Raw genomic sequence first — 25,487 nt, forward strand, 5'->3', positions numbered from 1 at the left:
AGGCGGTCGGTGCGCCGGGGGCCGAGGGACGGCACCGGCGAAGGCCGGGCGGCCCGGCCTGCAACCGCCCTCACCCGCCCGGCGCGCCGCCCCGCACGCCCCCGCGCCTACGACCCCAGCACCGCCGCCAGGAACTCCCCCACCCAGCCCAGCAACTCCCGCCCGACCAGCGGCTTCCCGCCCACCTTCGCCGTCTTCGGACGCGGCACCAGCACCTGGTGCACGGCCGGCTTGATGACGGACCCGGGGTACAGCCGCTTCAGCCGCAGCTCCTGGGACTCGCGCAACTCCACCGGCGCGAAACGGATGTTGGTGCCCTGAAGGACGATCTCGCCGACCCCGCAGGCCCGTGCGAGCATCCGCAGCGCGGCGACCAGCAGAAGGTTCTCCACCGGCTCGGGCAACTTGCCGTAGCGGTCGACGAGTTCCTCGCGGACCGCCTTGATGTCCTCCTCCGAGTTGGCGGAGGCGATGGCCCGGTAGGCCTGCAGGCGCAGCCGCTCGCCGGGCGCGTAGTCGTGGGGGACGTGCGCATCGACGGGAAGCTCGATCTTGACCTCCAGCGGCGGCTCCTCCTCGATCTCCCCCGTCTCCAGCTGCCTCCGGTAGTCCGCGACGGCCTCGCCGACCATCCGGACGTACAGGTCGAAGCCGACGCCCGCGATATGACCCGACTGTTCGCCGCCGAGGAGGTTGCCCGCGCCGCGGATCTCCAGGTCCTTCATCGCCACGTACATGCCCGCGCCCATCTCCGTGTGCTGGGCGATGGTGGCGAGCCGCTCGTGGGCGGTCTCGGTCAGCGGCTTCTCCGGCGGGTAGAGGAAGTACGAGTAGCCGCGCTCGCGGCCACGGCCGACACGGCCGCGCAGCTGGTGCAGCTGGGAGAGGCCGAAAGTGTCGCCGCGCTCCACGATCAGGGTGTTGGCGTTGGAGATGTCGATGCCTGACTCGACGATCGTCGTGGAGACGAGCACGTCGAACTTCTTCTCCCAGAAGTCGACGACGACCTGCTCCAGCGCCGACTCCGACATCTGGCCGTGCGCGGTCGCGATCCGCGCCTCGGGGACGATCTCGCGCAGTCTCGCCGCCGCCCGGTCGATGGACTCCACCCGGTTGTGGATGTAGAAGACCTGGCCCTCGCGCAGCAGTTCGCGGCGGATCGCGGCGCCGATCTGCTTCTCCTCGTACGGCCCGACGAAGGTCAGCACCGGGTGCCGTTCCTCCGGCGGCGTGGTGATCGTGGACATCTCACGGATGCCGGTCACGGCCATCTCGAGGGTGCGCGGGATGGGTGTCGCGGACATCGTCAGGACGTCGACGTTGGCGCGCAGCTTCTTCAGCTGCTCCTTGTGCTCGACGCCGAAGCGCTGCTCCTCGTCGACGATGACCAGGCCGAGGTCCTTGAACTTGGTCTCGGAGGAGAACAGCCGGTGGGTGCCGATAACGACGTCCACGGAGCCCTCGCGCAGGCCCTCCAGTACGGCCTTCGCCTCGCTGTCCGTCTGGAACCGGGACAGCGCCTTCACACTCACCGGGAACTGCGCGTACCGCTCGCTGAACGTGCCGAAGTGCTGCTGCACCAGCAGCGTGGTCGGCACCAGCACGGCGACCTGCTTGCCGTCCTGGACGGCCTTGAAGGCGGCGCGGACCGCGATCTCGGTCTTGCCGTAGCCGACGTCGCCGCAGATCAGACGGTCCATCGGGACCGACTTCTCCATGTCCTCCTTGACCTCGGCGATCGTGGTCAGCTGGTCGGGCGTCTCCGCGTAGGGGAAGGCGTCCTCCAGTTCGCGCTGCCAGGGCGAGTCGCCGGCGAAGGCGTGGCCGGGGGCGGCCATCCGGGCGCTGTAGAGCTTGATCAGGTCGGCGGCGATCTCCTTGACCGCCTTCTTGGCGCGCGCCTTGGTCTTGGTCCAGTCGGCGCCGCCGAGCCGGTGCAGGGTGGGGGCCTCGCCGCCGACGTACTTGGTGATCTGCTCCAGCTGGTCGGTCGGGATGTAGAGGCGGTCGCCGGGCTGGCCGCGCTTGGCGGGGGCGTACTCGACGACGAGGTACTCGCGGGTGGCGCCCTGCACGGTGCGCTGGACCATCTCGATGTAGCGGCCCACGCCGTGCTGCTCGTGGACGATGTAGTCGCCCGGCTCCAGGGTGAGCGGGTCGATGGTCTTGCGGCGCCGCGCGGGCATCCGGGCGCCGTCCTTGCCGGCGGCCTTCTGCCCGGACAGGTCGGTCTCGGTGAGGACGGCGATCTTCAGCGCGGGGTGGACGAAGCCGTAGTCGATGGATCCGCAGGCCACGTGCACGACCGACGGCTCGATCTCGCCGAGGTCCGTCTCGAGGCGGGCGGCGACGCCCTCGCCGCCGAGCACCTCGACGGTACGGGCGGCCGGGCCGTGGCCCTCGGTGACGAAGACGGTGCGCCAGCCGTCGGCGAGCCAGCCCTTGGTGTCGGCGAGCGCCTTGGCGGTGTCGCCGCGGTAGGTCTCGGGGGCGTGCATGCCGAGCTTGAGGGTGTCGGCCTCCAGCTCGATGTCCGCCGCGAACGGCGACACGGACCACCACATCATGTCCAGCTCGCGGGCCCTGTCGCGGACGTCCGCGATGGACCACAGGGAGGCCGCGCCGACGTCGATGGGCGCCTCTCCGCCGCCGGCCGTGGCGGCCCAGGACGCCTGGAGGAACTCCTGGCTGGTGGCGACGAGGTCCGCGGCCCGGGTGCGTACCCGCTCCGGGTCGCAGACGACGGCCATGGCGCCCTTGGGCAGGACGTCGATCAGCAGTTCCATGTCGTCGACCAGGACGGGCGCGAGGGACTCCATGCCCTCCACCGCGATGCCCTCGGCGATCCTGCCGAGCAGTTCGCCGAGCTCGGGGTGCTGTTCGGCGAGGGTCTGCGCGCGGGCGCGGACGTCGTCGGTCAGCAGCAGTTCACGGCACGGGGGCGCCCACAGGCCGTGCTCGGCGACCTCCAGGGAGCGCTGGTCGGCGACCTTGAAGTAGCGGACCTCCTCGACGTCGTCGCCCCAGAACTCGATGCGCAGGGGGTGTTCCTCGGTGGGCGGGAACACGTCGAGGATGCCGCCGCGTACGGCGAACTCGCCGCGCTTCTCCACGAGTTCCACGCGCGCGTAGGCGGCTGCGGCGAGGGCCTCGACGACCTGGTTCAGGTCGGCGCTCTGCCCGGTCCGCAGGGCGACCGGTTCCAGGTCGCCCAGCCCCTTGACCTGCGGCTGGAGCACGGATCGCACGGGGGCGACGACGACGGAGACCGGGCCGGTCTCGGGGTCGTCGGTGCTGGGGTGGGCGAGGCGGCGCAGCACGGCCAGGCGGCGGCCGACGGTGTCGCTGCGCGGGCTGAGCCGCTCGTGCGGCAGTGTCTCCCAGGAGGGGTACTCCACGACGCCGTCCGGCGGCAGCAGTGAGCGCAGGGCTGCCGCGAGGTCCTCCGCCTCCCTGCCGGTGGCGGTGACGGCGAGGACCGTGCGGCCGCTCTCGCGGGCCAGGGCGGCCACCGCGAAGGGGCGGGTGGCCGGGGGGCCGACGAGGTCGGTGTGCATGCGGTTGCCGTCCGCGGCGGCCCTGATCGCTTCCGCGAGGGCGGTGTCCTTGACGACGGCGTCGAGCAGACCGTGCAGGCTCATGGAGGGGCTTTCCGTCCGGGGTGGGCAACACGAAGGGCCCGACGCGCGGGGCGGGCCGGGGGTTCCCAGAGTACGTCCACGGGGGCGTGGCCACCTTGCGTTGAGGTCGCCGCGGGAGCCGTGAGTGGCTGGTCGTCGTCGGTGGCCGCGGGCCCGTTGTGGTTCTCGCGCAGTTCCCCGCGCCCCTGAACGGCATCTCCGCGGTGGCCGGGCGTCGTCTGCGGCTGCGGGCCGTCGTCGTTCTCGCGCAGTTCCCCGCGCCCCTTGAGGGCACCTCTGCGGCCGCGGGTCCGTCGTGGGTTTCGCGCCGTTCCCCGCGCCCCTGAAGGGTGCGGGGCGCGGCGAGGGCCCGGCCCGGAGTCGGTGTGACTCCGGGGCCGGGCCCCTTCCCCCGCAACCCCCGTGTGCGGTGGCTCGTGGCCGTGCGGGCGGCTAGTCCGTGGCGATGGCGTTCAGGACGTTCATCCGGCCCGCCCGGAAGGCCGGGATCAGTGCGGCGAACAGTCCGACGAAGGCCGAGCCGATGAAGACGGCCGTGATCGTCGGCCACGGGATCTCCAGGACCTTCAGTCCCTCCAGTTCGAGGAGCTGCTGGGCGGTGGCGCCCCAGCCCATGCCCAGGCCGAGGCCGAGCAGCGCGCCGAAGAGGGCGATGACCACCGACTCCAGGCGGATCATCCGGCGCAGCTGGCGCCGCGAGAGGCCGATGGCCCGCATCAGGCCGATCTCCCGGGTGCGCTCGACCACCGACAGGGCGAGGGTGTTCACCACACCGAGGATCGCGACGACGATCGCCAGGGCGAGCAGGCCGTAGATCATGTTCAGCAGCTGGCCGACCTGGTCCTTGAGGGCTTCCTTGTAGTCGGTCTGGTCGCGGACCTGGTACTGCGGGTAGTCCTCCAGGGAGGCCTTGAGCGCCTTGTAGGCGGCGGCCTCCTGGCCGTCCTTCGCCGCGGCGAAGACGATCTGGTCCAGCGGCATCTTCTCGGCCGGCACGTACTTGGCGGCCGTCGTGATCGCCAAGTACATGGAGCCCTTGTCGATCACGGCGTCGTAGCTGGTGATGGCGCGGACGGTGAGCTGCGCGGTGTCGCCGTCGCCGAAGGAGACGGTGATCTTCGAGCCGAGGCGGACGCCGTGGTCCTCCGCGAACTTCTCGTGGACCGACATCGAGTCGGGCCGGTAGGCGTCGGCCAGGTCGCCCTGGACGGTCTCGACGCGCAGGTCCTTGGCGTAGGTGGGGTCGGCGGCGGTGAGCTCGGTGTTCTTCAGCGTCTTGCCGTCGGGGGTCCGCAGGTCGGCTCCCAGCCCCCTGTACTCGGTGACGTGGGCGAGTCCCGGGGTGTCCTTGACGGCCTGCACGGCCTGCGGAGTGAGGAGCTGTCCCGTGTCGTTGCCGATGATGAAGTCGGTGCCGACGCTCTTGTCGAGCTCGTCGGTCGCGGAGGCGACCATCGAGGACCCGACGACGGACAGACAGGCGACCAGGGCGAGACCGATCATCAGGGCCGCGCCGGTGGCGCCGGTGCGGCGCGGGTTGCGCAGGGCGTTGCGCTCGGCCATGCGCCCGACGGGCCCGAACATCCGCAGCAGTACGGCGCTGAGGACCCGCACGACGCCGCCGGCGAGGACGGGGCCGATCACCACGAAGCCGATGAGGCTGAGGACGATGCCGAGGCCGAGGAACTGGGCGCCCTCGCTCGCCTTGTCGACGGTGGTGGTGAGGTAGAGGGCGACTCCGCCGGCGCCGGTCAGGACGAGGCCGATGAGGGCGCGGACGAGGCCGGCCTTGCCGTCGGCGGGGGTGCCCGCGTCGCGCAGGGCGGCCATCGGGGAGATCCTGCCCGCGCGGCGGGCCGGCAGGTAGGCGGCGAGGACGGTGACGACGACGCCGAGGGCGAGACCGATCGCGGGGGTGGTCCAGGCGATGGTCAGATCGTCCGTGGACAGGTTCATGCCCATGGAGCTCATGAGCTTCATCAGGCCGATGGCGAGGCCGACACCGGCGGCGGCGCCGAGGACGGAGCCGACGACGCCGAGCAGCAGCGCCTCGACGAGCACGGACCGGTTGACCTGCTTGCGGCTCGATCCGATGGCCCGCATCAGGCCGATCTCACGGGTGCGCTGGGCGACCAGCATGGAGAAGGTGTTGATGATCAGGAAGACGCCGACCAGGAACGCGATCCCGGCGAAGCCGAGCATGGCGTACTTGATGACGTTCATGAACTCGCCGACGTCCTCGGCGTTGGCGTCGGCGACCTCCTTGGCGGTCTGCACCTTGTAGTGGCCGTCGAGGGCGGCCGCGATGTTCTTCTTGACCTGCTCGTCGCTCAGGCCGGCCGCGGCGGTGACGTTGATGTTGGTAAAGACGTCCTTCGCGCCGACGAGGGCCCGCTGGGCGGTCGGGGTGTCGAGGTAGAAGATCGCGGCGCCGGGGTTGGTGACGGTGAAGTCGGCGATGCCGGAGATCTTCGCCCGGTGCGTGCCGACGGCCGTGATCACGGAGATCGGGTCGCCGAGCGCGAGGTCGTGCTTGTCGGCGGTGTCCGCGTCGACCATGACCTGGCCGGCGCCCTCCGGCGCGGTGCCGGAGGAGATCTTCATGGTGCGGGCCTCGTTGGCGTTCCAGCTGCCGACGATGGTGGGGGCGCCGCTGGACGGAGAGAGGCTGTCCTTGTCGGCGTCGATGACGGTGGCAGAGGTGGAGAAGACGGCGCCCTCGGCCGACTTCACCCCGTCGACCGTGCGGACCTTGTCGGCGACGGAGGCCGGCATGACCGGCGGCTTGCCGTTGTCGGCGGTGGTCTCGCCGGTGTCGGAGGCGTCCTTCGGGGTGACGCTGACGTCGGAGGACGTGGCGGCGAACAGCTTGTCGAACGTCGTGTTCATGGTGTCGGTGAACACGAGCGTGCCGCACACGAACGCCACCGACAGCATGACCGCCACCGCGGACAGGGCCATGCGTCCCTTGTGCGCGAAGAAGTTGCGCATCGAGGTCTTGAGCACGGTCATGACGTACGCCCCCGGGCGTCGAAGTCCTTCATGCGGTCCAGCACCTGGTCGGCGGTGGGGTTGTGCATCTCGTCGACGATCCGGCCGTCGGCGAGGTAGAGCACGCGGTCGGCGTAGGAGGCGGCGACGGGGTCGTGGGTGACCATGACGATGGTCTGGCCGAGTTCGTCGACCGAGCGGCGCAGGAAGCCGAGGACCTCGGCGCCGGCGCGCGAGTCGAGGTTTCCGGTCGGCTCGTCACCGAAGATGATCTCGGGCCGGGCGGCGAGCGCGCGGGCCACGGCGACCCGCTGCTGCTGACCGCCGGAGAGCTGGGTGGGGCGGTGCTTGAGCCGGCCGGCGAGGCCGACGGTCTCCACCACACGGTCCAGCCAAGCCCTGTCGGGCTTGCGGCCGGCGATGTCCATCGGGAGCGTGATGTTCTCGAGGGCGTTCAGGGTGGGCAGCAGGTTGAAGGCCTGGAAGATGAAGCCGATCCGGTCCCGGCGCAGCTGGGTGAGCTTCTTGTCCTTCAGGGCGGTGATCTCCGTGTCGTCCACGTAGATCTGACCGCTCGTCACGGTGTCGAGCCCGGCCAGGCAGTGCATCAGGGTGGACTTGCCGGAGCCCGAGGGGCCCATGATCGCGGTGAACTGCCCGCGTGCGATGTCCACGTCGACGTGGTCCAGGGCGACGACCCGGGTCTCGCCGGACCCGTACGCCTTGACGACCTGTCGCGCCCGCGCGGCGACGGCCGTACGCCCTCCAGTGCTCTTGTGCCCGGGAATGGTCACAGCCGAAGTCACGGTATGTCTCCTAAGTCGGTCAGTGGACGGTCGTCCGGGTCCCTCGGTGCCGAGGTGGCCGGCCGGCCGGAATCGCTCTTACGCCGATGAGTCTGGCCCGCGGGAGGGGTCCGGCGCGCTGGTGCCCGGCCCCGTCTTCACCGGGGGAAAACCCCACCCCCGAAGGTGTGGTGGGCCGCCCCTGTCGACGTAGGACCAGGTTAAGGACGGGGCCCGCGCCGTCTCGTCCTCCGGCGGGACGAACCCTCCCCGCACCGAAGTACGGAGATACCCCTAGGGGAGTCCGCCGCACGGCGGAGTTGTCCTGGGGGTCGGAGTAGTCCTCCGGTCGCCCTCGGCCTCCGCCCTGCCGCCGCGTCGGGCTCGAGTGGGAAGCTATCCGCCGACAGATGAGTGCAAGGGGCAACGACCGCCGCGAGGCGAACCGGGAGGGCGACACGTGGGCACCGAGAGACCCGCGACCACCGACACCGCACGTAAGGACGGGCCGCCGGGGCGGCGCGGGCCCGTGGTGGCCGCGCTCATGCTGGCGATGGCGCTGGCCGCCCTGGACTCCACGATCGTCTCCACCGCCGTCCCGCAGATCGTCGGGGACCTGGGCGGCTTCTCCGTCTTCTCCTGGCTGTTCTCCGGGTACCTGCTGGCCGTCACGGTCACCCTGCCCGTCTACGGCAAGCTCTCCGACACCTTCGGCCGCAAGCCCGTGCTGGTCGCCGGGGCCGTGCTGTTCCTGCTGGGCTCCCTGCTGTGCGCGCTCGCCTGGAACATGGGCGCGCTGATCGCCTTCCGCATCGTCCAGGGGCTCGGCGGCGGCGCGCTCCAGGGCACCGTGCAGACCCTCGCCGCGGACCTGTACCCGCTCAAGGAACGCCCGAAGATCCAGGCCAAGCTGTCCACCGTGTGGGCGGTGTCCGCGGTGACCGGGCCCGCGGTCGGCGGCCTGCTCGCCGGGTACGCCGACTGGCGCTGGATCTTCCTGGTCAACCTGCCTGTCGGCGGCCTCGCGCTGTGGCTGCTGGTCCGCCATCTGCACGAGCCCGAGCGTGTCACCGCGCCCCGCGCACGCGTGGACTGGGCGGGCGCGCTCGCGGTGTTCGCCTGCGGAGGGGTCCTGCTGACCGCGCTGGTGCAGGGCGGGGTGGCCTGGCCGTGGCTGTCGGCGCCCTCGCTGGCCCTGTTCACGGCGGGGCTGGCGCTGGCCGGTGTGGTCGTCGTCGTGGAGCGCCGGACGGCCGAGCCGATCATCCCGGGCTGGGTGTGGCGGCGGCGCACCATCGCCGCGGTGAACCTCGCCCTCGCGGCGCTGGGTCTGCTGATGGTGGCGCCGACGGTGTTCCTGCCGACGTACGCCCAGGCCGTGCTGGGGCTCGGCCCGGTCGCCGCGGGGTTCGTGCTGAGCGTGTGGACGCTGAGCTGGCCGGTCGCCGCCGCGCACAGCCAGCACCTGTACCGGCGCATCGGGTTCCGGGACACCGCCCTGGTGGGCATCGGCACGGCCGCGCTGGTGCTGTTCGCCTTCCCGTTCCTGCCCTACCCGGGCGAGGCCTGGCAGCCGGCGCTGCTGATGCTGCTGCTGGGCGGGGCGCTGGGCTTCTTCCAGCTGCCGCTGATCGTGGGTGTGCAGTCGACGGTGGGGTGGTCCGAGCGCGGCACCGCCACCGCCTCGATCCTGTTCTGCCGCCAGACCGGGCAGACCGCGGGCGCCGCGGTCTTCGGCGCCGTCGCCAACGGTGTGCTCGCCGCCCGCCTCGGCGGCGCGGGCGACCTCGACTCGGTGACCCACGCGCTCGGCTCCGGCGCCGCCGCCGAGGCGTCCCGCAGGGCCGTCGCGGACGCCGTCCACGCCGTGTATCTCGGCGCGGCGGTCGCCGCGGCGGTGGCGTTCGCGGTGCTGCTGTTCGTCGCCCCGCGGCGGTTCCCGGTGCTGCCCGCGGACCCGGGGAGCGGGCCCGGCGAGCTCGCGGACCGGCCGGACGGACCGGGCGGGGTCGCCAAAAGTCCGAGTTAACGGCGGTAACACCGCAGGTCAGCGAGACAAACGGTTACCGACCAATCGGTTTGCCGAAACCCTCGCACAATAAGTTCCCGGCGAGTAACGTGCGTGGACCGCGCCCCCCACTCCCTGCGGTCCGCCGCCACGGACCCGAGCCGCGCAAGGAGCCCCGGGATGTCCTACGACTCGTCCCCGTCGTACCCGAACACCGGCCCACCGCCCACCCGACCCCCGTTCACTCCCCCCACCCCCGCACGCCGCTCGTACGGCAGCCAGCCCTACGACGACCAGCCCTACGGCAGCCGGCCGTACGGCGGTCAGTCCCAGGGCGGCCGGCCGTACGGCGGTCAGCCCTACGGCGGCGACAGCGGCCAGGGCGGCCGCCCCCACCCCGCCCCCGGCGCCCCTGGCGGGCACCGGTACGGCGAACAGGGCCCCACCTACCCCTGGCAGCCCGCACCCGCCCCCGAGCCGCCGCCCGAGCGCCCCGCCCCCGTGCACGCCCCGCTCGGCCACCACAGCGACCTGCGCATCCTGCGCGGCGCCTACCGTTGGCAGCGCCGCACCGCCACGCTCACCGCGCTCGGCTACTTCGTGCTGTTCCTGCTCCTGTCCGCGTTCGCCCCCGGCTTCATGGCCGGCACCGTCACCGACGGCCTCCCCGTCGGCCTGCTCCTCGCCCTCGTCCAGGTCCCCGTCACCTGGCTGGCGATCGTCCTGTACGAACACACCGCCCACCGCTACCTCGACCCGATCGCCGCACGCATCCGGGAACAGGCCCGCCTCGACGCCAAACGGGGAGCCACCCGATGAACGGCCTCAGCGACACCAGCCAGACCCTGTCCCTGATGGCGTTCACCGCCGTCGCCACCGTCACCCTGCTGCTGTGCGTGATGACCGGCCCCGACCGCGACGACCTCGACGAGTTCTACACCGGCTACAACTCGCTGTCCCCCATGCGCAACGGCCTCGCCATCGCCGGTGACTACATCTCCGCCGCCACCGTCCTCGGGACCGGCGGAGTGATCGCCCTCTACGGCTACGACGGCGTCGTACTCGCCCTGAGCACCGCCCTGTCGCTGATGCTGCTGATGTTCCTGCTGGCCGAACCCCTGCGCAACGCGGGCCGGTTCACCATGGGCGACGCCTTCGCCCGCCGGATGCCCGGCCGCAAGGTACGCATCGCCGCCAGCCTGGTCACCCTCGCGGCACTGCTGCCGCTGATGCTGGTGCAGCTCGCGGGCACCGGACAGCTGCTCTCCTTCATCCTCGGCTTCTCCGGCGAATCGGTGCAGACCGGCTGCATCGTCGGCGTCGGCGCCCTCATGATCAGCTACGCCGCCATCGGCGGCATGAAGGGCACCGCCTTCATCCAGATGGTGAAGATGGTGATGCTGCTCGGCTCCGGCGCCGTGGTCGCCGCGCTGATGCTCAACCGCTTCGACTGGGACCCGGGCGCACTGTTCGGCGCCGCCGCAGCCCAGAGCGGCGTCGGCGACGCCTTCCTGCGGCCCGGACTCCAGTTCTCCGGCGGCCCGTTCCCCGAGCTCGACATGGTCAGCTCCCAGCTGGCCGTCGTCCTCGGCGGCGCCTGCCTGCCACACGTCACCATGCGCATGTACACCGCCTCCAGCGCCCGCCAGGTGCGCCGCTCGATGTCCTGGGCCGTGTCCACCGTCGCCCTGTTCGTCCTCGTCATCACCGTCGTCGGCTTCGGCGCGACCGCCCTGATCGGGCGCGCCGCGCTCGCCCAGGCCGACCCGCAGGGCAACTCCGCCTATCTGCTGGGCTCCCAGGCCGCGTTCGGCGCCGAGGTGTCCACCGCCGAGACCTTTCTGTTCACCGCCGTCACCACCGCGCTGTTCCTGACGCTGCTCGCCTCCGTCGCCGGAATGATCCTCGCCTGCGCCAACTCCCTCGCCCACGACCTCTACGCCACCCTCAGGCGCGAGACCTCCGGTCGCCAGGAGATGGCCCTGGCCCGGATCTCCGCCCTGGCCGTCGGCATCCCCGCCGTCCTGCTCGCCACCCTCGTCCAGCACCGCAGCCTCCAGCCGCTGGTGACCGTCTCCTTCTGCGTCGGCGCCTCCGCGCTCGCCCCCGCCCTCGTCTACAGCCTCTTCTGGCGCCGCTACACCCGCACCGGCCTGCTGTGGACCCTCGTCGGCGGCACCCTCTCCGTCTTCCTGCTGCTGCCGGGCACCAACCTCGTCTCCGGCTCCCCCCACTCCGCCTTCCCCGAGGCCGACTTCAACTTCTTCCCCTTCACCACCACCGGGATCGTCACCGTCCCGCTCGGCTTCGCCCTCGGCTGGCTCGGCACCCTGGCCTCCGGCCGCGGCAAGGCCGCCGAACAGCGACGCCAGTACGAGGCGGTCGAGGGATGGATCCTGGCGGGCGCCGTCAGGAAGAACTGACACCCGGCCGGCACCCTCGCACCCCGCCCCGCGCGCTACTCCGCCGGCAGCCTGCCGCCCGTCAGGGACGTCAGGCTGGTGCGGACATGGTCCATATGCGCGTGCACGTCGTCCCAGCGCTCGCCGTGCTCGCGCAGGACCCGCTCGGTCTCCCGGGCAATACGGTCCGCACGCAGCCGGGCCTCGGCGAGAACCTCGGCAGCACGCGCGCGTGCCTCCTCCTGCCGCCGGCGCGCGGACTCCTCCGCCTCCGCGAACGCCTGCTTCGCCTCGGACAGCGCGGCCTCCGCGCGCGCCACGAGCCGGGCCTGCCGCGCGTCGAGAGCGGCCGACCGCTCCTGCTCCTCACGCTCGGCGACGGCCCGCCGTTCGGCCTGCTCGCGTTCCTGCCCGGCGAGCACGGCGGCACTGCGATGCCGCGCGTCACGCAGAACGGCCAGCGCCTCGCCGCGCCGCTCCTTGACCTCCCGACGGGTGCCGATCCGGACCTCGTCCGCCTCGGCGCGCGCGAGCAGCAGCAGCTGACGGGCCCGCTCCTCGGCCTCCGCGCGCACCGCCTCGGCGGCCTCACCCGCCCGCTCCCGTACGCCCTCGGCGTCCGACTCGGCCCGCGCGAGCTCCTCGTGCGCCGCGCCGCGCGCCCGCTCGCGCAGCTCCGCCGCCTCCTCCACCCCGAGCTGGAAGAGACGCCGGGCCCGCTCCCCGAGCGCGTCGTACGTCTGCGGCGCGAGCCCCGCGACCGTCTCGCGCAGCCGCTCGGCCCCGGCCTCCATCTCCTTGGCCAGCACCGTCAGCCGGGCGGCCCGCTCCCAGGCGGCGTCCCGGTCCCGGCACAGCACCGCCATGAACCGCTCGACCTGCGCGGGGCGGTAACCACGCCCCCGGACGGCCACGAAGCCATGCGGCGACACCGGTGCGCTGCTCATCCTGGAACCCCTCTCCGCCGACCCGCACACGCCACCTGGGCACCACGGCGTGCGCCCGCGACACACGAACGCTTTCGATCGAGTGCTCGCGCTTTTCGATTTCGCGCACATCTTGATGGATCCGACGGAAGTGTTCATAACGCGACACTCCGCACATAAGTTACGTGCACCAAGCACAAGGGGCCGGACCGGTCGATTCAGCGACCCGGTCCGGCCCCTCCGCGCACGTGCCGAGCGCGCACCGCCCGTCAGCGGCGGGACATCACAGCAGCCCGTCCCACATCTGCTCCAGCAGCACCGACCACCAGCTCTCCGGCGACCCCAGCGCCGCCGGGTCCAGCGAGGCGAGCTGCGCCTGGAAGTCCACCGTCCAGCGGCCCGCCTGCTCCTGGTTCAGCCCGAACCGCAGCCGCCACATCCGGCCCAGCAGCGCCAGACAGCGCACGAACTCCGGCAGACCGCTGTTCACGAACTGCGGCGGCACCGGAGCCCCACCGGGCCCCGCCTCCACCGACACCGCGACGATGTGCGCCGTCCCGTACTGCACACAGACCGCCCGCCCGAAGTCCGTACCCATCACCAGGTACGACCCCGCGTCCGCGGCCGGCTGCACACCCCGCTCCGCCGCCAGCTCCGCCAGCGTCGGCACCGGCCGCCCCGGCTGCGCCTGTGCCCAGAAGAACGGACCCATGTCCAGCGGCAGCCCCGCCACGACCAGCGTGTGCGCCACCACCGGCGGCACACCCTGCCGGGACACCGCCGCCTGCTCGAAACGGAACACCCCCGGCCCGAACGCCGCCGCCAGCTCCTGCGCGACGGCCTCCGGCGCCACCGGCGGCAACGGCTGCACCACCGGCAACGGCGCCCGCACCGGAGCGGGCCGCGCCGGACCGTCCGCCACCTGGTGCAACTCGCCCTGATGCGCCAGCAGCTGCTGCATGCCCTGCTGCCGGCTCGCGTGATCCGTGCCGTACGGCGCGATGCTCGTGATCCGCGCCTGCGGCCACTGCTCCCGGATCATCCGTGCGCAGTACGCCCCCGGCAGCTCGCACGACTCCAGCTCCGTGTGCAGCTCCAGCACCTGGTCCGGCGGCACGTTCATCGCCCGCAGCTCATGGAAGATCTGCCACTCCGGGTGCGGCGTACCCGGCGCCGAACGCCGGATCAGCTGCTGCTCGGAACCGTCCTGCGCCCGGTAGCGCAGCACCGCCTGATAGCCCGGACCGACCGTCGGCAGCCCGGCCGGCGGCTGCTGCGGATAGCCGTACGCCGGAGGCGGCGTCCCCGGACCGCCCGGAGCCATCGGTTGCGGAGCGCCCGCACCCGGCGGCATACCGGGCGCACCCGGAACACCGGGAGCACCGGGCGCCGGCGGAGGCGGAGGCACACCGGGGCCGCCGACCGCGGGGCCCGCCAGCATGGTCTCCGCGTGGTGCACCGCACCCTGCGGCCCGCCCGCGGAGCCGTGCGCACCAGGCACACCCGGAGCACCCGGGACGTGACCCGCGCCGGGCGTGCCCGGCACGGCCGGAGCGCCCGGAGGCTGCGGCGTGCCCGGCGCGTTCGGCACTCCCGGAGCACCCGGGGCACCAGGGACACCCGGCGGCTGCGGAGCGCCCCCGCCCGTGCCGCCCCGGCCCGGGTCGGCCAGCATCGTCGCGGCGTGATGGGCACCGCCCGGCGGCGTACCGCCCGGCGTGCCAGGTGTGCCCGGCGGCTGCGGCGCACCGGGTCCGCCCGTGACCTGCGGGCCGTCGGGGCCCAGCGCGGACACGAGCTGCGTGGGGATGTACCCGCCCGTCCCCGCACCGGGAGCACCCGGCGCCGCGGGGGCCGGCGGAGGCGTGCTGCCCTGCGGCACGCCAGGAGCGTGCGCCCCCGGAACCCCGGGCACGCCCGGCGGAGGCGGCACCGCACCCCCGGGCCGCGCGCCCGGCGCCCCCGGAACACCCGGCGGCGGAGGCGGCGTCGCACCGCCCCGCGCCCGGCGCGGCGGCGGCGCGGCCTTGCTGGTGGCCGCGTCGGCGATGTCACCGGCGTTCGGCGCGAGCCTGCCCGGCGCACCCGGACCGCCGGGAGACTGTGGAACGGCACCCTGGGCACCGCCCGCGCTCCCCGGGCCCTGCGGATAGCCGTACGGCGGCGTACCCGGCACCGGCGGAGGCGTGCTGCCCTGCGACGCACCGGGAGCGTGCGCGCCCGGCGCGTTCGGGTTCTGCAGCGCCGGCTCGATCGTCGTCCGCGGCAGCTGACTGCCACCCGAGATCAGCGCCGTCTTGGCCTCCGGCGCCACCAGTGGCGGCGTCTCGTCGTCCATCCCGCTGAGCGGCGGAGCGAACACCGTCTCCGGCAGCGGGACCGAACGGTCCTCACCGGCATCGGCGTTGGTGTCCGTACCCGCCCACGGAGTCGCCCCCGGCACCGACGGACCGGGCACCGAAGCCCCAGCCCCGGCACCCAGACCGGCACCGGCACCGGCACCGGCACCGGGAACAGCGGCACCACCCGCGGGCGCACCGCCCAACGGCACCCCCGCCTGCGTCCGGGCCAACGGCACCCCGGCCTGCGTCTCCGGCAACGCCGAACCCCCGGCCGAACCGGCACCCGCGAAACCCGCACCGGAACCGGCAGAACCGGCACCGGCACCGGCGCCACCCGGACCGGCCGAACCCGAACCCGAACCCGAACCCGCGCCCGCACCCGAAGCACCGGCGGCCCCCGGCGTACCGCCCTCACGACGATCCGGAATCCCCATCCGGTCCGCCGCCTCCTGCAACCACTCCGGCGGAGTCAGCAGGAACGACGTCTGATTCAGATCCACCCGCGCGGCAGCCGGCGGCGGCGCGTCCGCCGCCTCCGCACTCACCCCGTACTCCTCCTCGTACCGACGGATCACCTCACCCACCGGCAGCCCCGGCCACAGCGTCGCCTCGCCGCTGTCACGAGCGATCACCAGCCGCTGGGCACCACCGTCCGAACGCGGACCGTCCGCACGGTCCTCCGCCCACACCACGAAACCGAGCCCGAACTCCCGCACCCGCACCTCACGATGCTGATACGAGGGAACATCCCCGTTGACCCACTCCTCGGCGCGCTCCTGCGCCTGCGCAAACGTCACCATCGCGAAGCTCACTCCCCCGCAGTGCCCGAGACCGGCACGGACCGCGCGAAACCGCCGTCCACCATCAGATTCGCCACCGTCTCCAACTCCGGCGGCGAACCCGCCAGCCGGGACAGGAACACGTCGAAGTCCTCACCACACGGCATCAACAACCGTTCGACCCGCTCCGCCGGCGGCCACGACGGATCCACGTCACGAGCGTCGTCGAACGCGCAGAACCACACCGAACCGACCCGCTCGCCCTTCGCCTTCACCGCCAGCAGACCACCCTGCACGAAAGAGACACCCAGATAGTCCTTCGTCAGATGATCACGCAGACACTTGTTCACATACACCAGGTCATTGACCGCCGCCTCGTCCCGCACCGTGAAGAACGGCTGGTCCAGCAGCAGCCCCAACTCCGGATCCAGAGCCGTCCCCACCGGCGCGCAACCACCCGCCGCCTTCAGGAACGACCGGTACGCACCCGGCAACCGGTACCCCAGGTCCTCCTCGACCTGCAGCACCTGCTGCTCCGTCACCGACACACCCGACCTCGGCAGCCCGAAATGCGCCGGCCGCGTCTCCTGCAACGGCCGCGTCCCCCGCTTGCCCTGGTCCACCGCCGCCGTCGCCACACCACCGTGATGCCGCAGCAACGCCTTCACCTCGACCGGAACCAGCTCCAGCCGCCGCGAACCCGCCACGTGATGCCACGTCCACCCGTGCGGCGTCGCCACCGCCGGCAGCGTGTCCCACAACACATGACCCGACGCCGACAACGCCGCGTTCGCCGACACATAGTCCGTCAGCCGCAGCTCGTCGACACCGAAACCCTCCGGCGGATCGGCGATCTCCGCCGCCGCACGCGCATAAGGAGAGAAGTCGGGATAGCCGCGCTCGTCCACCCGCACCCCCGCCGGATGACGGGACGCCCGCACCGGATCCGGGAAATGCACGACCTGCCCGGCGTAGGCCGCGTTCGGCGGCGCGGCCTGCTGCCCAAGCCGACCTGTCGTCATGACGGTTGCCCCCTGCGGCACTCTGTACGACCCCGCGGCCGCCGGCCCGACGCCGACCCTGCCCACCACGGTCCGTATCCGACTGTCTCCGACACGCTGACCGCTGTCACCAACGCGTCGACCGCACCTGTCGCGGCACCGACAGCCTATGCGGTACACCTCCGCCGGTCACCGGGCCTCCACTTCCGTGACCAGCCGTCACCCCGCCGTGACAGCCCGCCCAAACCCCCGCGTGTCGCACCGCCCCAGCTTCCGCACCAGGCACGCCATTTGGCAGTCTGGACCTTTCGGGGGGATGCTCGGGAGGGGATGACGATCATGAACGCGACACAGACGGGACCACACACAGCCACCAAAGGCGACCCCCGCGTCGGCTGGAGCCACACAGAAACTCCACACACCCCGACCCTCCTCCAACGCCGCGACGGCATCCTCCCCACCGTCGCCGCCGCCCTCTCCGTCCGCGGCGCCACCCTCACCGGCACCGCCGCCCGCGGCGACACCCCGCCCCCGCTCCACCCCCTCGTCCAGGACTTCCTCGACACCCTCACCAGCGACCGACGCGACCGCTTCACCGGCCGCTGCGCCGAGACCATCCTCATCTCGCGCCACATCACCGCGGCCGACACCGAACGCAGCAAACGCGCCGCCCGCAAACCCATGACCAACGGCGAAGCCCGCAAAGCCCTCCGGCAGGCCAAACTCACCACCCGCCGCATCCGCGAGGACGGCGACCCCCTCCACGGCGGCTTCGCCACCCCCTGCCAGGCCTGCACCGCGCTCAGCGCCCACTTCGGCGTCCGCATCGTCGACCCCGCCGTCCCGGCCGACTAGCGCACCCGGAAAACCCGCACCCGCCCCCACACACCGAACAGTGGACAGATGCACCCCGACCGCACCTCCACCACACGCTTCCCCGTCCCCGTCGACGCCGCCCTGCGCACCGCCGGCTGGCACCCCGGACGCTGGGACATCAAACAGGCCGAGACCTGGGCCGACACCCTCCGCGACCACACCTCACCCGCGGGCCACCGCCACGCCGTCTTCCCCGCCGCCGTCGAAGCATGGGCCGAATTCGGCGGCCTCCACCTCACCCCCAGCGGCCCCGGCCGCCAGATAGCCCCCACCGCACTCCACATCGACCCCCTGCACGGACTCCACCTCGCCCGCACCCTCGGCGACCTCGGCCGCGCCCTCGACACCGACGTCAGCCCCCTCGGCGCCGAACCCGGCACCGACACCCTCATCGCCATCGACACCCAGGGCCGCGTCTACGCCCTCGACCACACCGGCGACTGGTACCTCGGCCCCGACATCGACCAGGCCCTCAACACCCTCGTCACCGGAATCCAGCCCACCCGCCTCACCACCGGCTGACCGGCCACACCCCGGCCCTACGACGCCGGAATCACCGCCGACACCCGGAAACCACCCGCGTCCGTCGGCCCCGACACGAACACCCCGCCGAGCGCCACCACCCGCTCCCGCATCCCCACCAGGCCGTTCCCGCCCGACGGCAGCAGCGCCGACGACGCCACCGCCGGCGGCGGCTCGTTCTCCACCTGCATCGCGATCTCCGACACCCGATGCGCCAGCCGCACATACGTCTTCGCGCCGCCCGCGTGCTTGTGCACGTTCGTCAGCGCCTCCTGCACCACCCGATACGCCGTCTGCTCGATCTCCGGCGCATACCCCCGCACCTCGCCCTCCACCGACAGCGCGACCACCATCCCCGCGGCCGCCGACTGCCCCACCAGCTCCTCCAGCTCCTCCAGACAAGGCCCCTCGACCGCCTCGTCCGCCGCCCTCGACGCGGCCACCGCCACCGCCACCAACGGCACCTCACGCGCCCGCGTGCCCTCACCACTGCGCAGCACGCCCAGCATCTCCCGCAGCTCCGTCAACGCCTGCCGGCCCATGTCCCCCACCAGCGCCGCGTTCTTCACGGCCTTCTCCGGGTCCTTACGGGCCACCGCCTGCAACGCCGCCGCGTGCACCACCATCAAGCTCACCCGGTGCGCGACCACGTCATGCATCTCCCGCGCGATCCGCGTCCGCTCCTCGCCCCGCGCCCACTCCGCCCGCTCCTCGGCCCGCTCGGCCAGCAGCTGCAACTCCCGCTCAAGACTGTCCGCCCGCTCCCGCAGGCTCTCCATCAGCCGCCGCCGCGCACCCACGTACAGCCCCAGCAGCAACGGCGGCGCCGTCATCCCCACCGACATCGTCACCGCGATGAACGGCACCGCCCACTCGCCCAGCCGCACCTCGGAGTCCGACAGCCGCCGCGCCTGCACGAACGTCACCACGAACATCCCCAGCAACGACATTCCCGCCAGCGAGGCGATGATCCGCCGCGGCAGCTCGGACGCGGCGAGGGTGTATAGACCCACCACGCCCATGAGGTAGCCCATCTCCGCCGGCGCCACCGCGATCGACACCAGCACCACGGCGATCGGCCACCGGCGCCGCACCAGCAGGACCGACCCGGCGAGCACGCCGAACACGACCCCCACCGCCACCGGAATCCCGGCGTCCGCCGCGAACCCGACGCCCCTGACCCCGCACTCCACCGCCGACGCCAACGCCAGCGCCCCGTCCAGCAGGGCACTGCGCCACCTGACCCACCACCACGGCCCCTGCCGGGCCGCGGCATGCTCTTCCCCCGTCGTGGTCATGCGACCAGCCTACGGTCGCGACCCCTCCCTTTTCCGGCGAGTTTCGACGACTGGCCTACACCACACCCCGTAATCGAATAACCACGAAACCAACAGGTATCCCTCGAACTGTTGAATCACCCCCCGTTCGACCCCGGAGCCCCTCATTCCGCCCGGACGGTACGCCCATGGCACATTCCCCAGGCAAATACGCCGACTTCGAGTCCCTCCGGGACCAGGCAGTAGCCCTACGCCGATCAGGCCACAGCCTCCGCCAGATCCGCGACGAGCTGAAGGTCTACAACAACGACCTCCTCAACCAGCTGGTGAAGGGAGAGCCGCCGCCGGAATGGACGAAACGCCCGCGAGCGAAGGACGGCCTCCGCGCGAAGGCCCGAGAGCTACGCCTCCAGGGCTGGACCTACGACCAGATCGAGATGGAGCTGGGCTGCTCCAGGAGTTCGGTGTCGCTGTGGGTGCGGGATCTGCCGAAGCCTGAGCGCAAGCGCACCCCCGAGGAGTCGGCGGCCATCTCAAGGCGCGGCTGGGAAGCGAAGCTGCGCATCCGCGACGAGGAGCGCCGACGCGTGAAGGAGGAGGCCAAGCAGGCCGTGGGAAAGCTCTCGGCCCGCGAGCTGTTCCTGGTGGGCGTGGGGCTCTACTGGGCCGAGGGCGGCAAGGACAAGCCGTACGACCGCCGCGAGAACGTCTGCTTCGTCAACAGCGACCCGGGCATGATCAGGGTCTTCCTTTCCTGGCTCGACCTGCTGGGCGTCGAGCGGGGGCGACTGCGGTTCACCGTCATGATCCACGAGACCGCCGACGTCTCCGGAGCCGAGCGCTACTGGGCCGACCTCGTCGGCGCCGACCCCTCGGCGTTCAACAAGACGACCCTCAAGAAGCACAACCCCAAAACGGTCCGGAAGAACACCGGGGACTCATACCGCGGCTGCCTGGTCATCAAAGTCCTGCAGGGCGCCGATCTGTACCGTCGCATCGAAGGGTCCTGGTACGGCATAGTGTTGGGTGCCGACTCGGCGACCTGACCAAATGTCCGGTTTAGTCGAGTTTCATCCCCCATGGTGTAATCAGGCAGCACTGAGGGTTTTGGTCCCTTAAGTTCAGGTTCAAATCCTGATGGGGGAGCCGCCTGCGCAGCGGGCCCGGACAGCACTGTCAGGGCCCGCGCTCATTTCTCCCCACCCCCGCCCCGGTATCCTGCGGAGGTCACCCCTCCCCCCAACAGCCGAAGGGCATCCCGTGAGCGCCATTCGCCCGGCAGCCGTCGTCGTTCTCGCAGCGGGTGAGGGCACCCGTATGAAGTCGGCCATACCGAAGGTTCTGCATGACATCTGTGGCCGCAGTCTGGTCGGCCATGTGCTGGCGGCGGCCGGTGAGCTGAACCCCGAGAACCTGGTCGTGGTCGTCGGTCACGCCCGGGAGAAGGTGACCGCGCATCTGGCCGAGGTCGCGCCCGACGTGCGTACGGCCGTGCAGGCGGAGCAGAACGGCACCGGGCACGCGGTGCGGATGGGCCTGGAGGAGCTGGGCGGCCCCCTGGAGGGGACCGTGGTCGTCGTGTGCGGCGACACCCCGCTGCTGACCGGTGAGACGCTGCGCGCCCTGGCCGGTACGCACTCGGCCGACGGCAACGCCGTCACCGTGCTGACCGCCGAGGTGCCGGACGCGACCGGCTACGGCCGGATCGTGCGGGACGCCGACGGCGCCGTGACGGCGATCGTGGAGCACAAGGACGCGGACGACGCGATCCGGGAGATCCGGGAGATCAACTCGGGTGTGTTCGCGTTCGACGGCCGGCTGCTGGCGGAGGCGCTGAAGCAGGTGCGCACGGACAACAGCCAGGGTGAGGAGTACCTCACGGACGTGCTGGGGATTCTGCGTGAGGCCGGGCACCGGGTGGGTGCGTCGGTGGCCGGGGACCACCGGGAGATCGCGGGGATCAACAACCGCGTGCAGCTTTCGGAGGCCCGTCGCATCCTGAACGAGCGGCTGCTGACGGGGGCCATGCTGGCCGGTGTGACCGTCGTCGACCCGGCCACCACCTGGGTGGATGTGACCGTCACGTTCGAGCAGGACGCCGTGGTGCATCCGGGTACGCAGCTCCAGGGGGCCACGCATGTGGCCGAGGGTGCCGAGGTGGGTCCGAACTGCCGGCTGCGGGACACGCGGGTGGGTGCGGGTGCCCGGGTGGACAACACGGTGGCCGACAGGTCGGTCGTGGGTGCCGGGGCGTCGGTGGGGCCGTTCGCGTATCTGCGCCCGGGGACGCGGCTGGGCGCGAAGGGCAAGATCGGCACGTTCGTGGAGACGAAGAACTCCTCGATCGGCGAGGGGACGAAGATTCCTCATCTGTCGTACGTGGGTGACGCGACGATCGGTGAGTACTCGAACATCGGTGCCGCGAGTGTGTTCGTGAACTACGACGGGCAGGACAAGCATCACACGACCATCGGGTCGCACTGCCGCACCGGTTCGGACAACATGTTTGTGGCACCGGTCACGGTCGGGGACGGCGCCTACACGGCCGCAGGGTCCGTCATCACGAAGGACGTGCCGCCCGGTTCGCTGGCCGTGGCCCGTGGTCAGCAGCGGAATATCGAGGGCTGGGTGGCTCGTAAGCGTCCGGGGAGCGCGGCGGCGAAGGCGGCCGAGGCGGCTTCCCGGGAGCCCGGCGGCGAGGGCTGACCGGAAACAGGCACGCCAAACACGGCGTACCGTGATAAGTGCATACCCGCACACCCCCAGCTGAGACGGCCTCTCACGCCCAGTGGCGAGGTCTGCTCGACACCCAGCTGCGACACCTCTGAGGAGACAGTGCTGTGACCGGGATCAAGACGACCGGCGAGAAGAAGTTGATGTTCTTCTCCGGCCGCGCCCACCCCGAGCTTGCCGAGGAGGTCGCCCACCAGCTGGGTGTCGGGGTCGTCCCGACGAAGGCCTTCGACTTCGCCAATGGTGAGATCTACGTTCGCTACCAGGAGTCGGCGCGTGGTGCGGACTGCTTCCTGATCCAGAGCCACACGGCTCCGATCAACAAGTGGGTCATGGAGCAGTTGATCATGATCGACGCTCTGAAGCGTGCGTCGGCGCGGTCGATCACGGTCATCGTGCCGTTCTACGGTTACGCGCGGCAGGACAAGAAGCACCGAGGTCGTGAACCGATCTCTGCGCGTCTGATCGCGGATCTGATGAAGACGGCGGGTGCGGACCGCATTCTGGCGATCGATCTGCACACGGATCAGATCCAGGGGTTCTTCGACGGTCCGGTGGATCACCTGTTCGCGCTGCCGCTGCTGGCGGACTACGTGGGCGAGAAGGTGGACCGGGAGAAGCTGACGGTGGTGTCGCCGGACGCGGGTCGTGTGCGGGTGGCGGACCGTTGGTGCGACCGGCTGGGTGCGCCGCTGGCGATCGTGCACAAGCGGCGTGACAAGGACGTGGCGAACCAGGTGACCGTCCATGAGGTGGTCGGTGAGGTTCGTGGCCGGGTGTGTGTGCTGGTGGACGACATGATCGACACGGGTGGCACGATCTGTGCGGCGGCGGACGCGTTGTTCGCGCACGGTGCGGAGGATGTCATCGTGACGGCGACGCACGGTGTGCTGTCGGGTCCGGCGGCGGACCGGTTGAAGAACTCTCGGGTGAGTGAGTTCGTGTTCACGAACACGCTGCCGACGCCGGGTGAGCTGAGCCGTGATCTGGACAAGCTGACGGTGCTGTCGATCGCTCCGACGATCGCGAGTGCGGTGCGTGAGGTGTTCGAGGACGGTTCGGTGACGAGCCTGTTCGACGAGCAGTAAGGGTTTTTCGGGGCTCCTGGTGACGGGGGCCCGATGATCCTTTTGGGTGCGGCCTTTCTGCCGAGTAGACTGCTGAAGTTGCTCGGCGAGGGAGGCCGCACTTTCTGTGTGGCTGTCCGTTATCGACGCGCTCTTCGTAGCAGGCCGTTCGTGGCCGGGTGACCACGTCCGCTTTCTACCTTCTGCGAGGAGTGAACATGTCCGAGGTCAAGCTCGCCGCCGAGTCCCGTACCGAGTTCGGCAAGGGTGCCGCGCGCCGCATCCGCCGTGAGAGCAAGGTGCCCGTCGTTCTGTACGGTCACGGCACGGACCCGAAGCACCTGACCCTGCCGGGTCACGAGCTGCTGCTGGCGCTGCGTACGCCGAACGTCCTGATCTCGCTGGACATCGACGGCAAGACCCAGGAGCTGGCGATCCCGAAGGCCGTGCAGCGTGACCCGCTGAAGGGCTTCCTGGAGCACGTCGACCTGCTGCTGGTCAAGCGTGGCGAGAAGGTCACGGTCGAGGTTCCGGTCGTGGCCGAGGGCGAGCTGGCGGCGGGTGGCAACCTGCTGGAGCACGTGCTGAACGCGCTGCCGGTCGAGGCCGAGGCCACGCACATCCCGGAGTCGGTGTCGGTGTCGGTGGAGGGTCTTGAGGCCGGTGCCTCGGTCCTGGCCAAGGACATCACGCTGCCGAAGGGCACCACGCTGGCCGTCGAGGAGGACGCGGTGGTCCTTCAGGTGCTGGCCGCGCAGGCGGAGGAGGCCCCGGAGGGCGAGGCCGCCGAGGGTGCCGAGGCTGTGGCCGAGGAGGCCTGAGCCTGACGCCCGGCGTCGTTCTGTCAGCCGCTGCTTCCTGTCGGGGAGCGGCGGCTGGCGTGTGTTCGAGGCGTGATCGAAGGAGACGTGGACGTGACGACCGACCCGAGTGCCCCCTGGCTGATCGCCGGGCTGGGCAATCCCGGACCCGAGTACGCGATGAACCGGCACAACGTGGGGTTCATGGTGGTGGATCTGCTGGCCGAGCGGTTGGGGGGGAAGTTCAAGCGGGCCGGCAAGGCGCAGGCGCAGGTGGTGGAGGGACGGATCGGTCCGCCGGGGCCGTCGAGCCGCCGGGTGGTGCTGGTGAAGCCGATGTCGTTCATGAACCTGTCGGGTGGTCCGGTGAACGCGTTGCGGGACTTCTACAAGGTGCCGTCGGGGAATGTCGTGGCGGTGCATGACGAGCTGGACATCGATTACGGCACGTTGCGGCTGAAGCTGGGTGGCGGGGACAACGGGCACAACGGGCTGAAGTCGATGACGAAGGCGTTCGGGGCGGATTATCACCGGGTGCGGTTCGGGATCGGGCGTCCGCCGGGGCGGATGCAGGTGGCGGATTTCGTGTTGAAGGATTTCGCGTCGGCGGAGCGCAAGGAGCTGGGCTACTTCGTGGATCGTGCGGCGGATGCGGTGGAGTGTCTGGTGATCGATGGGCTGGAGAGGGCGCAGGGGTCGTACAACTCCTGACAAGTGCCTCGGCGCGGTTGACTGTGTGTGTGGGCATGGCCAAGGATCGCGGCCATGCCTTCTGCTTCCGTCTCCGCTCGGCACAGGGCCGGGACGGCGCCGGGTACCGTCGCCCTCCGGTTCGGCCGGGTGGCCGCCATGGGTGTCGTCACGGTGCTGATCCTGGTCGCGGGTGTGTGGGCGTCCTGGGGTTCGGCCCAGTACGTGATGCTGACCAAGGGCCGTGAGCGTGGCACGGTCGAGGTGACGAGTTGTGGTGAGCGGGCCTGTTCGGGGCCGTACGCGCCGTTGTCGCCGGGGTCGCGGGCGCGGGCGAGTGTCGAGGTCGAGGACACGGTCGCGGTGGAGAAGGGGCGCACGTACACGGTGGTGGTGAAGCCGGGCGGGGAGAGCGCGGTGCGTTCGGGTCCGGCGGGGGTGCTGTACGCGTGGGTTCCGCTGGGGGGTGCCCTGCTGCTGGCGTCGGTGGTGGTGGCGGGCGGGTTGCGGCGGACGCGGGCGGCGTGGGTGCTGGCGGGTTCGGGGTTCGTGCTGCTGACGGCGGCTTTTCTGGCCGTGTGACGGACGTGGGGGACGTAGGGGAAGACGAGAAGGGCGGCACCCTGGTGGGTGCCGCCCTTTCGGGT

At 71.5% G+C, this 25,487-nt stretch carries 18 protein-coding genes; 11 read left to right on the forward strand and 7 right to left on the reverse strand.

Going from position 1 to position 25,487, the window contains the following annotated elements:
• Positions 1 to 107 precede the first annotated feature (107 nt).
• The 3 genes from mfd to ACZ6SQ_RS23010 form a co-directional block, all read right to left on the reverse strand.
• The gene (gene mfd, locus ACZ6SQ_RS23000) at positions 108 to 3,641 is read right to left on the reverse strand and encodes a transcription-repair coupling factor (protein WP_469564991.1); all 3,534 of its coding nucleotides are present in this window, start codon (positions 3,639 to 3,641) and stop codon (positions 108 to 110) included.
• Between the two features lie 432 nt (positions 3,642 to 4,073).
• Entirely contained in the window at positions 4,074 to 6,653 is a 2,580-nt protein-coding gene (locus ACZ6SQ_RS23005; protein ID WP_469564993.1) for an ABC transporter permease, read from the reverse strand.
• Positions 6,650 to 7,438: an ABC transporter ATP-binding protein gene (locus ACZ6SQ_RS23010; RefSeq protein WP_469564995.1), complete on the reverse strand. Its 789-nt coding sequence runs from the start codon at positions 7,436 to 7,438 to the stop codon at positions 6,650 to 6,652. The genes ACZ6SQ_RS23005 and ACZ6SQ_RS23010 overlap by 4 nt, the downstream gene beginning before the upstream one ends.
• Before the next feature lie 439 nt (positions 7,439 to 7,877).
• Between ACZ6SQ_RS23010 and ACZ6SQ_RS23015 the strand changes: the two genes are divergently transcribed.
• The 3 genes from ACZ6SQ_RS23015 (at position 7,878) to ACZ6SQ_RS23025 (ending at position 11,848) form a co-directional block, all read left to right on the forward strand.
• Entirely contained in the window at positions 7,878 to 9,446 is a 1,569-nt protein-coding gene (locus ACZ6SQ_RS23015) for an MFS transporter (RefSeq protein WP_469564998.1), read from the forward strand.
• Between the two features lie 159 nt (positions 9,447 to 9,605).
• The gene (locus tag ACZ6SQ_RS23020; RefSeq protein ID WP_469565000.1) at positions 9,606 to 10,244 is read left to right on the forward strand and encodes a DUF485 domain-containing protein; all 639 of its coding nucleotides are present in this window, start codon (positions 9,606 to 9,608) and stop codon (positions 10,242 to 10,244) included.
• Positions 10,241 to 11,848 (forward strand): sodium/solute symporter, encoded by a 1,608-nt coding sequence (locus ACZ6SQ_RS23025; RefSeq protein WP_469565002.1) that lies wholly within the window; start codon positions 10,241 to 10,243, stop codon positions 11,846 to 11,848. The genes ACZ6SQ_RS23020 and ACZ6SQ_RS23025 overlap by 4 nt, the downstream gene beginning before the upstream one ends.
• A 35-nt stretch (positions 11,849 to 11,883) precedes the next feature.
• On the opposite strand, the gene ACZ6SQ_RS23030 is transcribed toward ACZ6SQ_RS23025, so the two are convergent.
• The 3 genes from ACZ6SQ_RS23030 to ACZ6SQ_RS23040 all read right to left on the reverse strand — a co-directional run bounded on the left by ACZ6SQ_RS23030 (position 11,884) and on the right by ACZ6SQ_RS23040 (position 16,896).
• The gene (locus tag ACZ6SQ_RS23030; RefSeq protein WP_469565004.1) at positions 11,884 to 12,774 is read right to left on the reverse strand and encodes a cellulose-binding protein; all 891 of its coding nucleotides are present in this window, start codon (positions 12,772 to 12,774) and stop codon (positions 11,884 to 11,886) included.
• A gap of 262 nt (positions 12,775 to 13,036) precedes the next feature.
• Complete coding sequence (locus ACZ6SQ_RS23035) at positions 13,037 to 15,895, reverse strand: SUKH-4 family immunity protein (protein ID WP_469565006.1); 2,859 nt, start codon at positions 15,893 to 15,895, stop codon at positions 13,037 to 13,039.
• Between the two features lie 8 nt (positions 15,896 to 15,903).
• Complete coding sequence (locus ACZ6SQ_RS23040) at positions 15,904 to 16,896, reverse strand: SMI1/KNR4 family protein (protein WP_469565008.1); 993 nt, start codon at positions 16,894 to 16,896, stop codon at positions 15,904 to 15,906.
• Between the two features lie 309 nt (positions 16,897 to 17,205).
• Here ACZ6SQ_RS23040 and ACZ6SQ_RS23045 point away from each other — a divergent pair, with 309 nt between their 5' ends.
• Both ACZ6SQ_RS23045 and ACZ6SQ_RS23050 read left to right on the forward strand, forming a co-directional pair.
• Positions 17,206 to 17,730: a YwqJ-related putative deaminase gene (locus ACZ6SQ_RS23045; protein ID WP_469565010.1), complete on the forward strand. Its 525-nt coding sequence runs from the start codon at positions 17,206 to 17,208 to the stop codon at positions 17,728 to 17,730.
• Between the two features lie 48 nt (positions 17,731 to 17,778).
• Positions 17,779 to 18,273, forward strand: a complete 495-nt coding sequence (locus tag ACZ6SQ_RS23050; RefSeq protein WP_469565012.1) for an SUKH-3 domain-containing protein — start codon at positions 17,779 to 17,781, stop codon at positions 18,271 to 18,273.
• A gap of 17 nt (positions 18,274 to 18,290) precedes the next feature.
• Here the strand turns inward: ACZ6SQ_RS23050 and ACZ6SQ_RS23055 are convergent, their stop codons facing one another.
• The gene (locus ACZ6SQ_RS23055; protein WP_469565015.1) at positions 18,291 to 19,571 is read right to left on the reverse strand and encodes a sensor histidine kinase; all 1,281 of its coding nucleotides are present in this window, start codon (positions 19,569 to 19,571) and stop codon (positions 18,291 to 18,293) included.
• A gap of 167 nt (positions 19,572 to 19,738) precedes the next feature.
• Here ACZ6SQ_RS23055 and ACZ6SQ_RS23060 point away from each other — a divergent pair, with 167 nt between their 5' ends.
• From ACZ6SQ_RS23060 to ACZ6SQ_RS23085, 6 genes are all read left to right on the forward strand, one after another.
• Positions 19,739 to 20,596, forward strand: a complete 858-nt coding sequence (locus ACZ6SQ_RS23060; protein ID WP_469565017.1) for a hypothetical protein — start codon at positions 19,739 to 19,741, stop codon at positions 20,594 to 20,596.
• 214 nt (positions 20,597 to 20,810) lie between these two features.
• On the forward strand, positions 20,811 to 22,256 hold the full coding sequence (gene glmU / locus ACZ6SQ_RS23065) for a bifunctional UDP-N-acetylglucosamine diphosphorylase/glucosamine-1-phosphate N-acetyltransferase GlmU (RefSeq protein WP_469565019.1): 1,446 nt from the start codon (positions 20,811 to 20,813) through the stop codon (positions 22,254 to 22,256).
• A gap of 134 nt (positions 22,257 to 22,390) precedes the next feature.
• Complete coding sequence (locus ACZ6SQ_RS23070; protein ID WP_389331145.1) at positions 22,391 to 23,371, forward strand: ribose-phosphate diphosphokinase; 981 nt, start codon at positions 22,391 to 22,393, stop codon at positions 23,369 to 23,371.
• A gap of 197 nt (positions 23,372 to 23,568) precedes the next feature.
• Complete coding sequence (locus tag ACZ6SQ_RS23075; protein ID WP_469565022.1) at positions 23,569 to 24,171, forward strand: 50S ribosomal protein L25/general stress protein Ctc; 603 nt, start codon at positions 23,569 to 23,571, stop codon at positions 24,169 to 24,171.
• An 87-nt stretch (positions 24,172 to 24,258) separates the two neighbouring features.
• Entirely contained in the window at positions 24,259 to 24,861 is a 603-nt protein-coding gene (gene pth, locus ACZ6SQ_RS23080; protein WP_469565025.1) for an aminoacyl-tRNA hydrolase, read from the forward strand.
• Positions 24,862 to 24,915: 54 nt separating this feature from the next.
• Positions 24,916 to 25,422 (forward strand): hypothetical protein, encoded by a 507-nt coding sequence (locus ACZ6SQ_RS23085; protein ID WP_469565027.1) that lies wholly within the window; start codon positions 24,916 to 24,918, stop codon positions 25,420 to 25,422.
• Positions 25,423 to 25,487 lie beyond the last annotated feature (65 nt).

This window comes from Streptomyces sp. NPDC048600 (assembly GCF_055587025.1).

Coding starts and splice junctions, on each gene's coding strand:
- ACZ6SQ_RS23025 (WP_469565002.1), top strand. CDS start 10,241: ATGAACGGCCTCAGCGACACCAGCCAGACCCTGTCCCTGATGGCGTTC.
- mfd (WP_469564991.1), bottom strand. CDS start 3,641: ATGAGCCTGCACGGTCTGCTCGACGCCGTCGTCAAGGACACCGCCCTC.
- ACZ6SQ_RS23045 (WP_469565010.1), top strand. CDS start 17,206: ATGACGATCATGAACGCGACACAGACGGGACCACACACAGCCACCAAA.
- ACZ6SQ_RS23060 (WP_469565017.1), top strand. CDS start 19,739: ATGGCACATTCCCCAGGCAAATACGCCGACTTCGAGTCCCTCCGGGAC.
- ACZ6SQ_RS23055 (WP_469565015.1), bottom strand. CDS start 19,571: ATGACCACGACGGGGGAAGAGCATGCCGCGGCCCGGCAGGGGCCGTGG.
- ACZ6SQ_RS23035 (WP_469565006.1), bottom strand. CDS start 15,895: ATGGTGACGTTTGCGCAGGCGCAGGAGCGCGCCGAGGAGTGGGTCAAC.
- ACZ6SQ_RS23050 (WP_469565012.1), top strand. CDS start 17,779: ATGCACCCCGACCGCACCTCCACCACACGCTTCCCCGTCCCCGTCGAC.
- ACZ6SQ_RS23075 (WP_469565022.1), top strand. CDS start 23,569: ATGTCCGAGGTCAAGCTCGCCGCCGAGTCCCGTACCGAGTTCGGCAAG.
- ACZ6SQ_RS23030 (WP_469565004.1), bottom strand. CDS start 12,774: ATGAGCAGCGCACCGGTGTCGCCGCATGGCTTCGTGGCCGTCCGGGGG.
- ACZ6SQ_RS23085 (WP_469565027.1), top strand. CDS start 24,916: ATGCCTTCTGCTTCCGTCTCCGCTCGGCACAGGGCCGGGACGGCGCCG.
- ACZ6SQ_RS23005 (WP_469564993.1), bottom strand. CDS start 6,653: ATGACCGTGCTCAAGACCTCGATGCGCAACTTCTTCGCGCACAAGGGA.
- ACZ6SQ_RS23040 (WP_469565008.1), bottom strand. CDS start 16,896: ATGACGACAGGTCGGCTTGGGCAGCAGGCCGCGCCGCCGAACGCGGCC.
- ACZ6SQ_RS23020 (WP_469565000.1), top strand. CDS start 9,606: ATGTCCTACGACTCGTCCCCGTCGTACCCGAACACCGGCCCACCGCCC.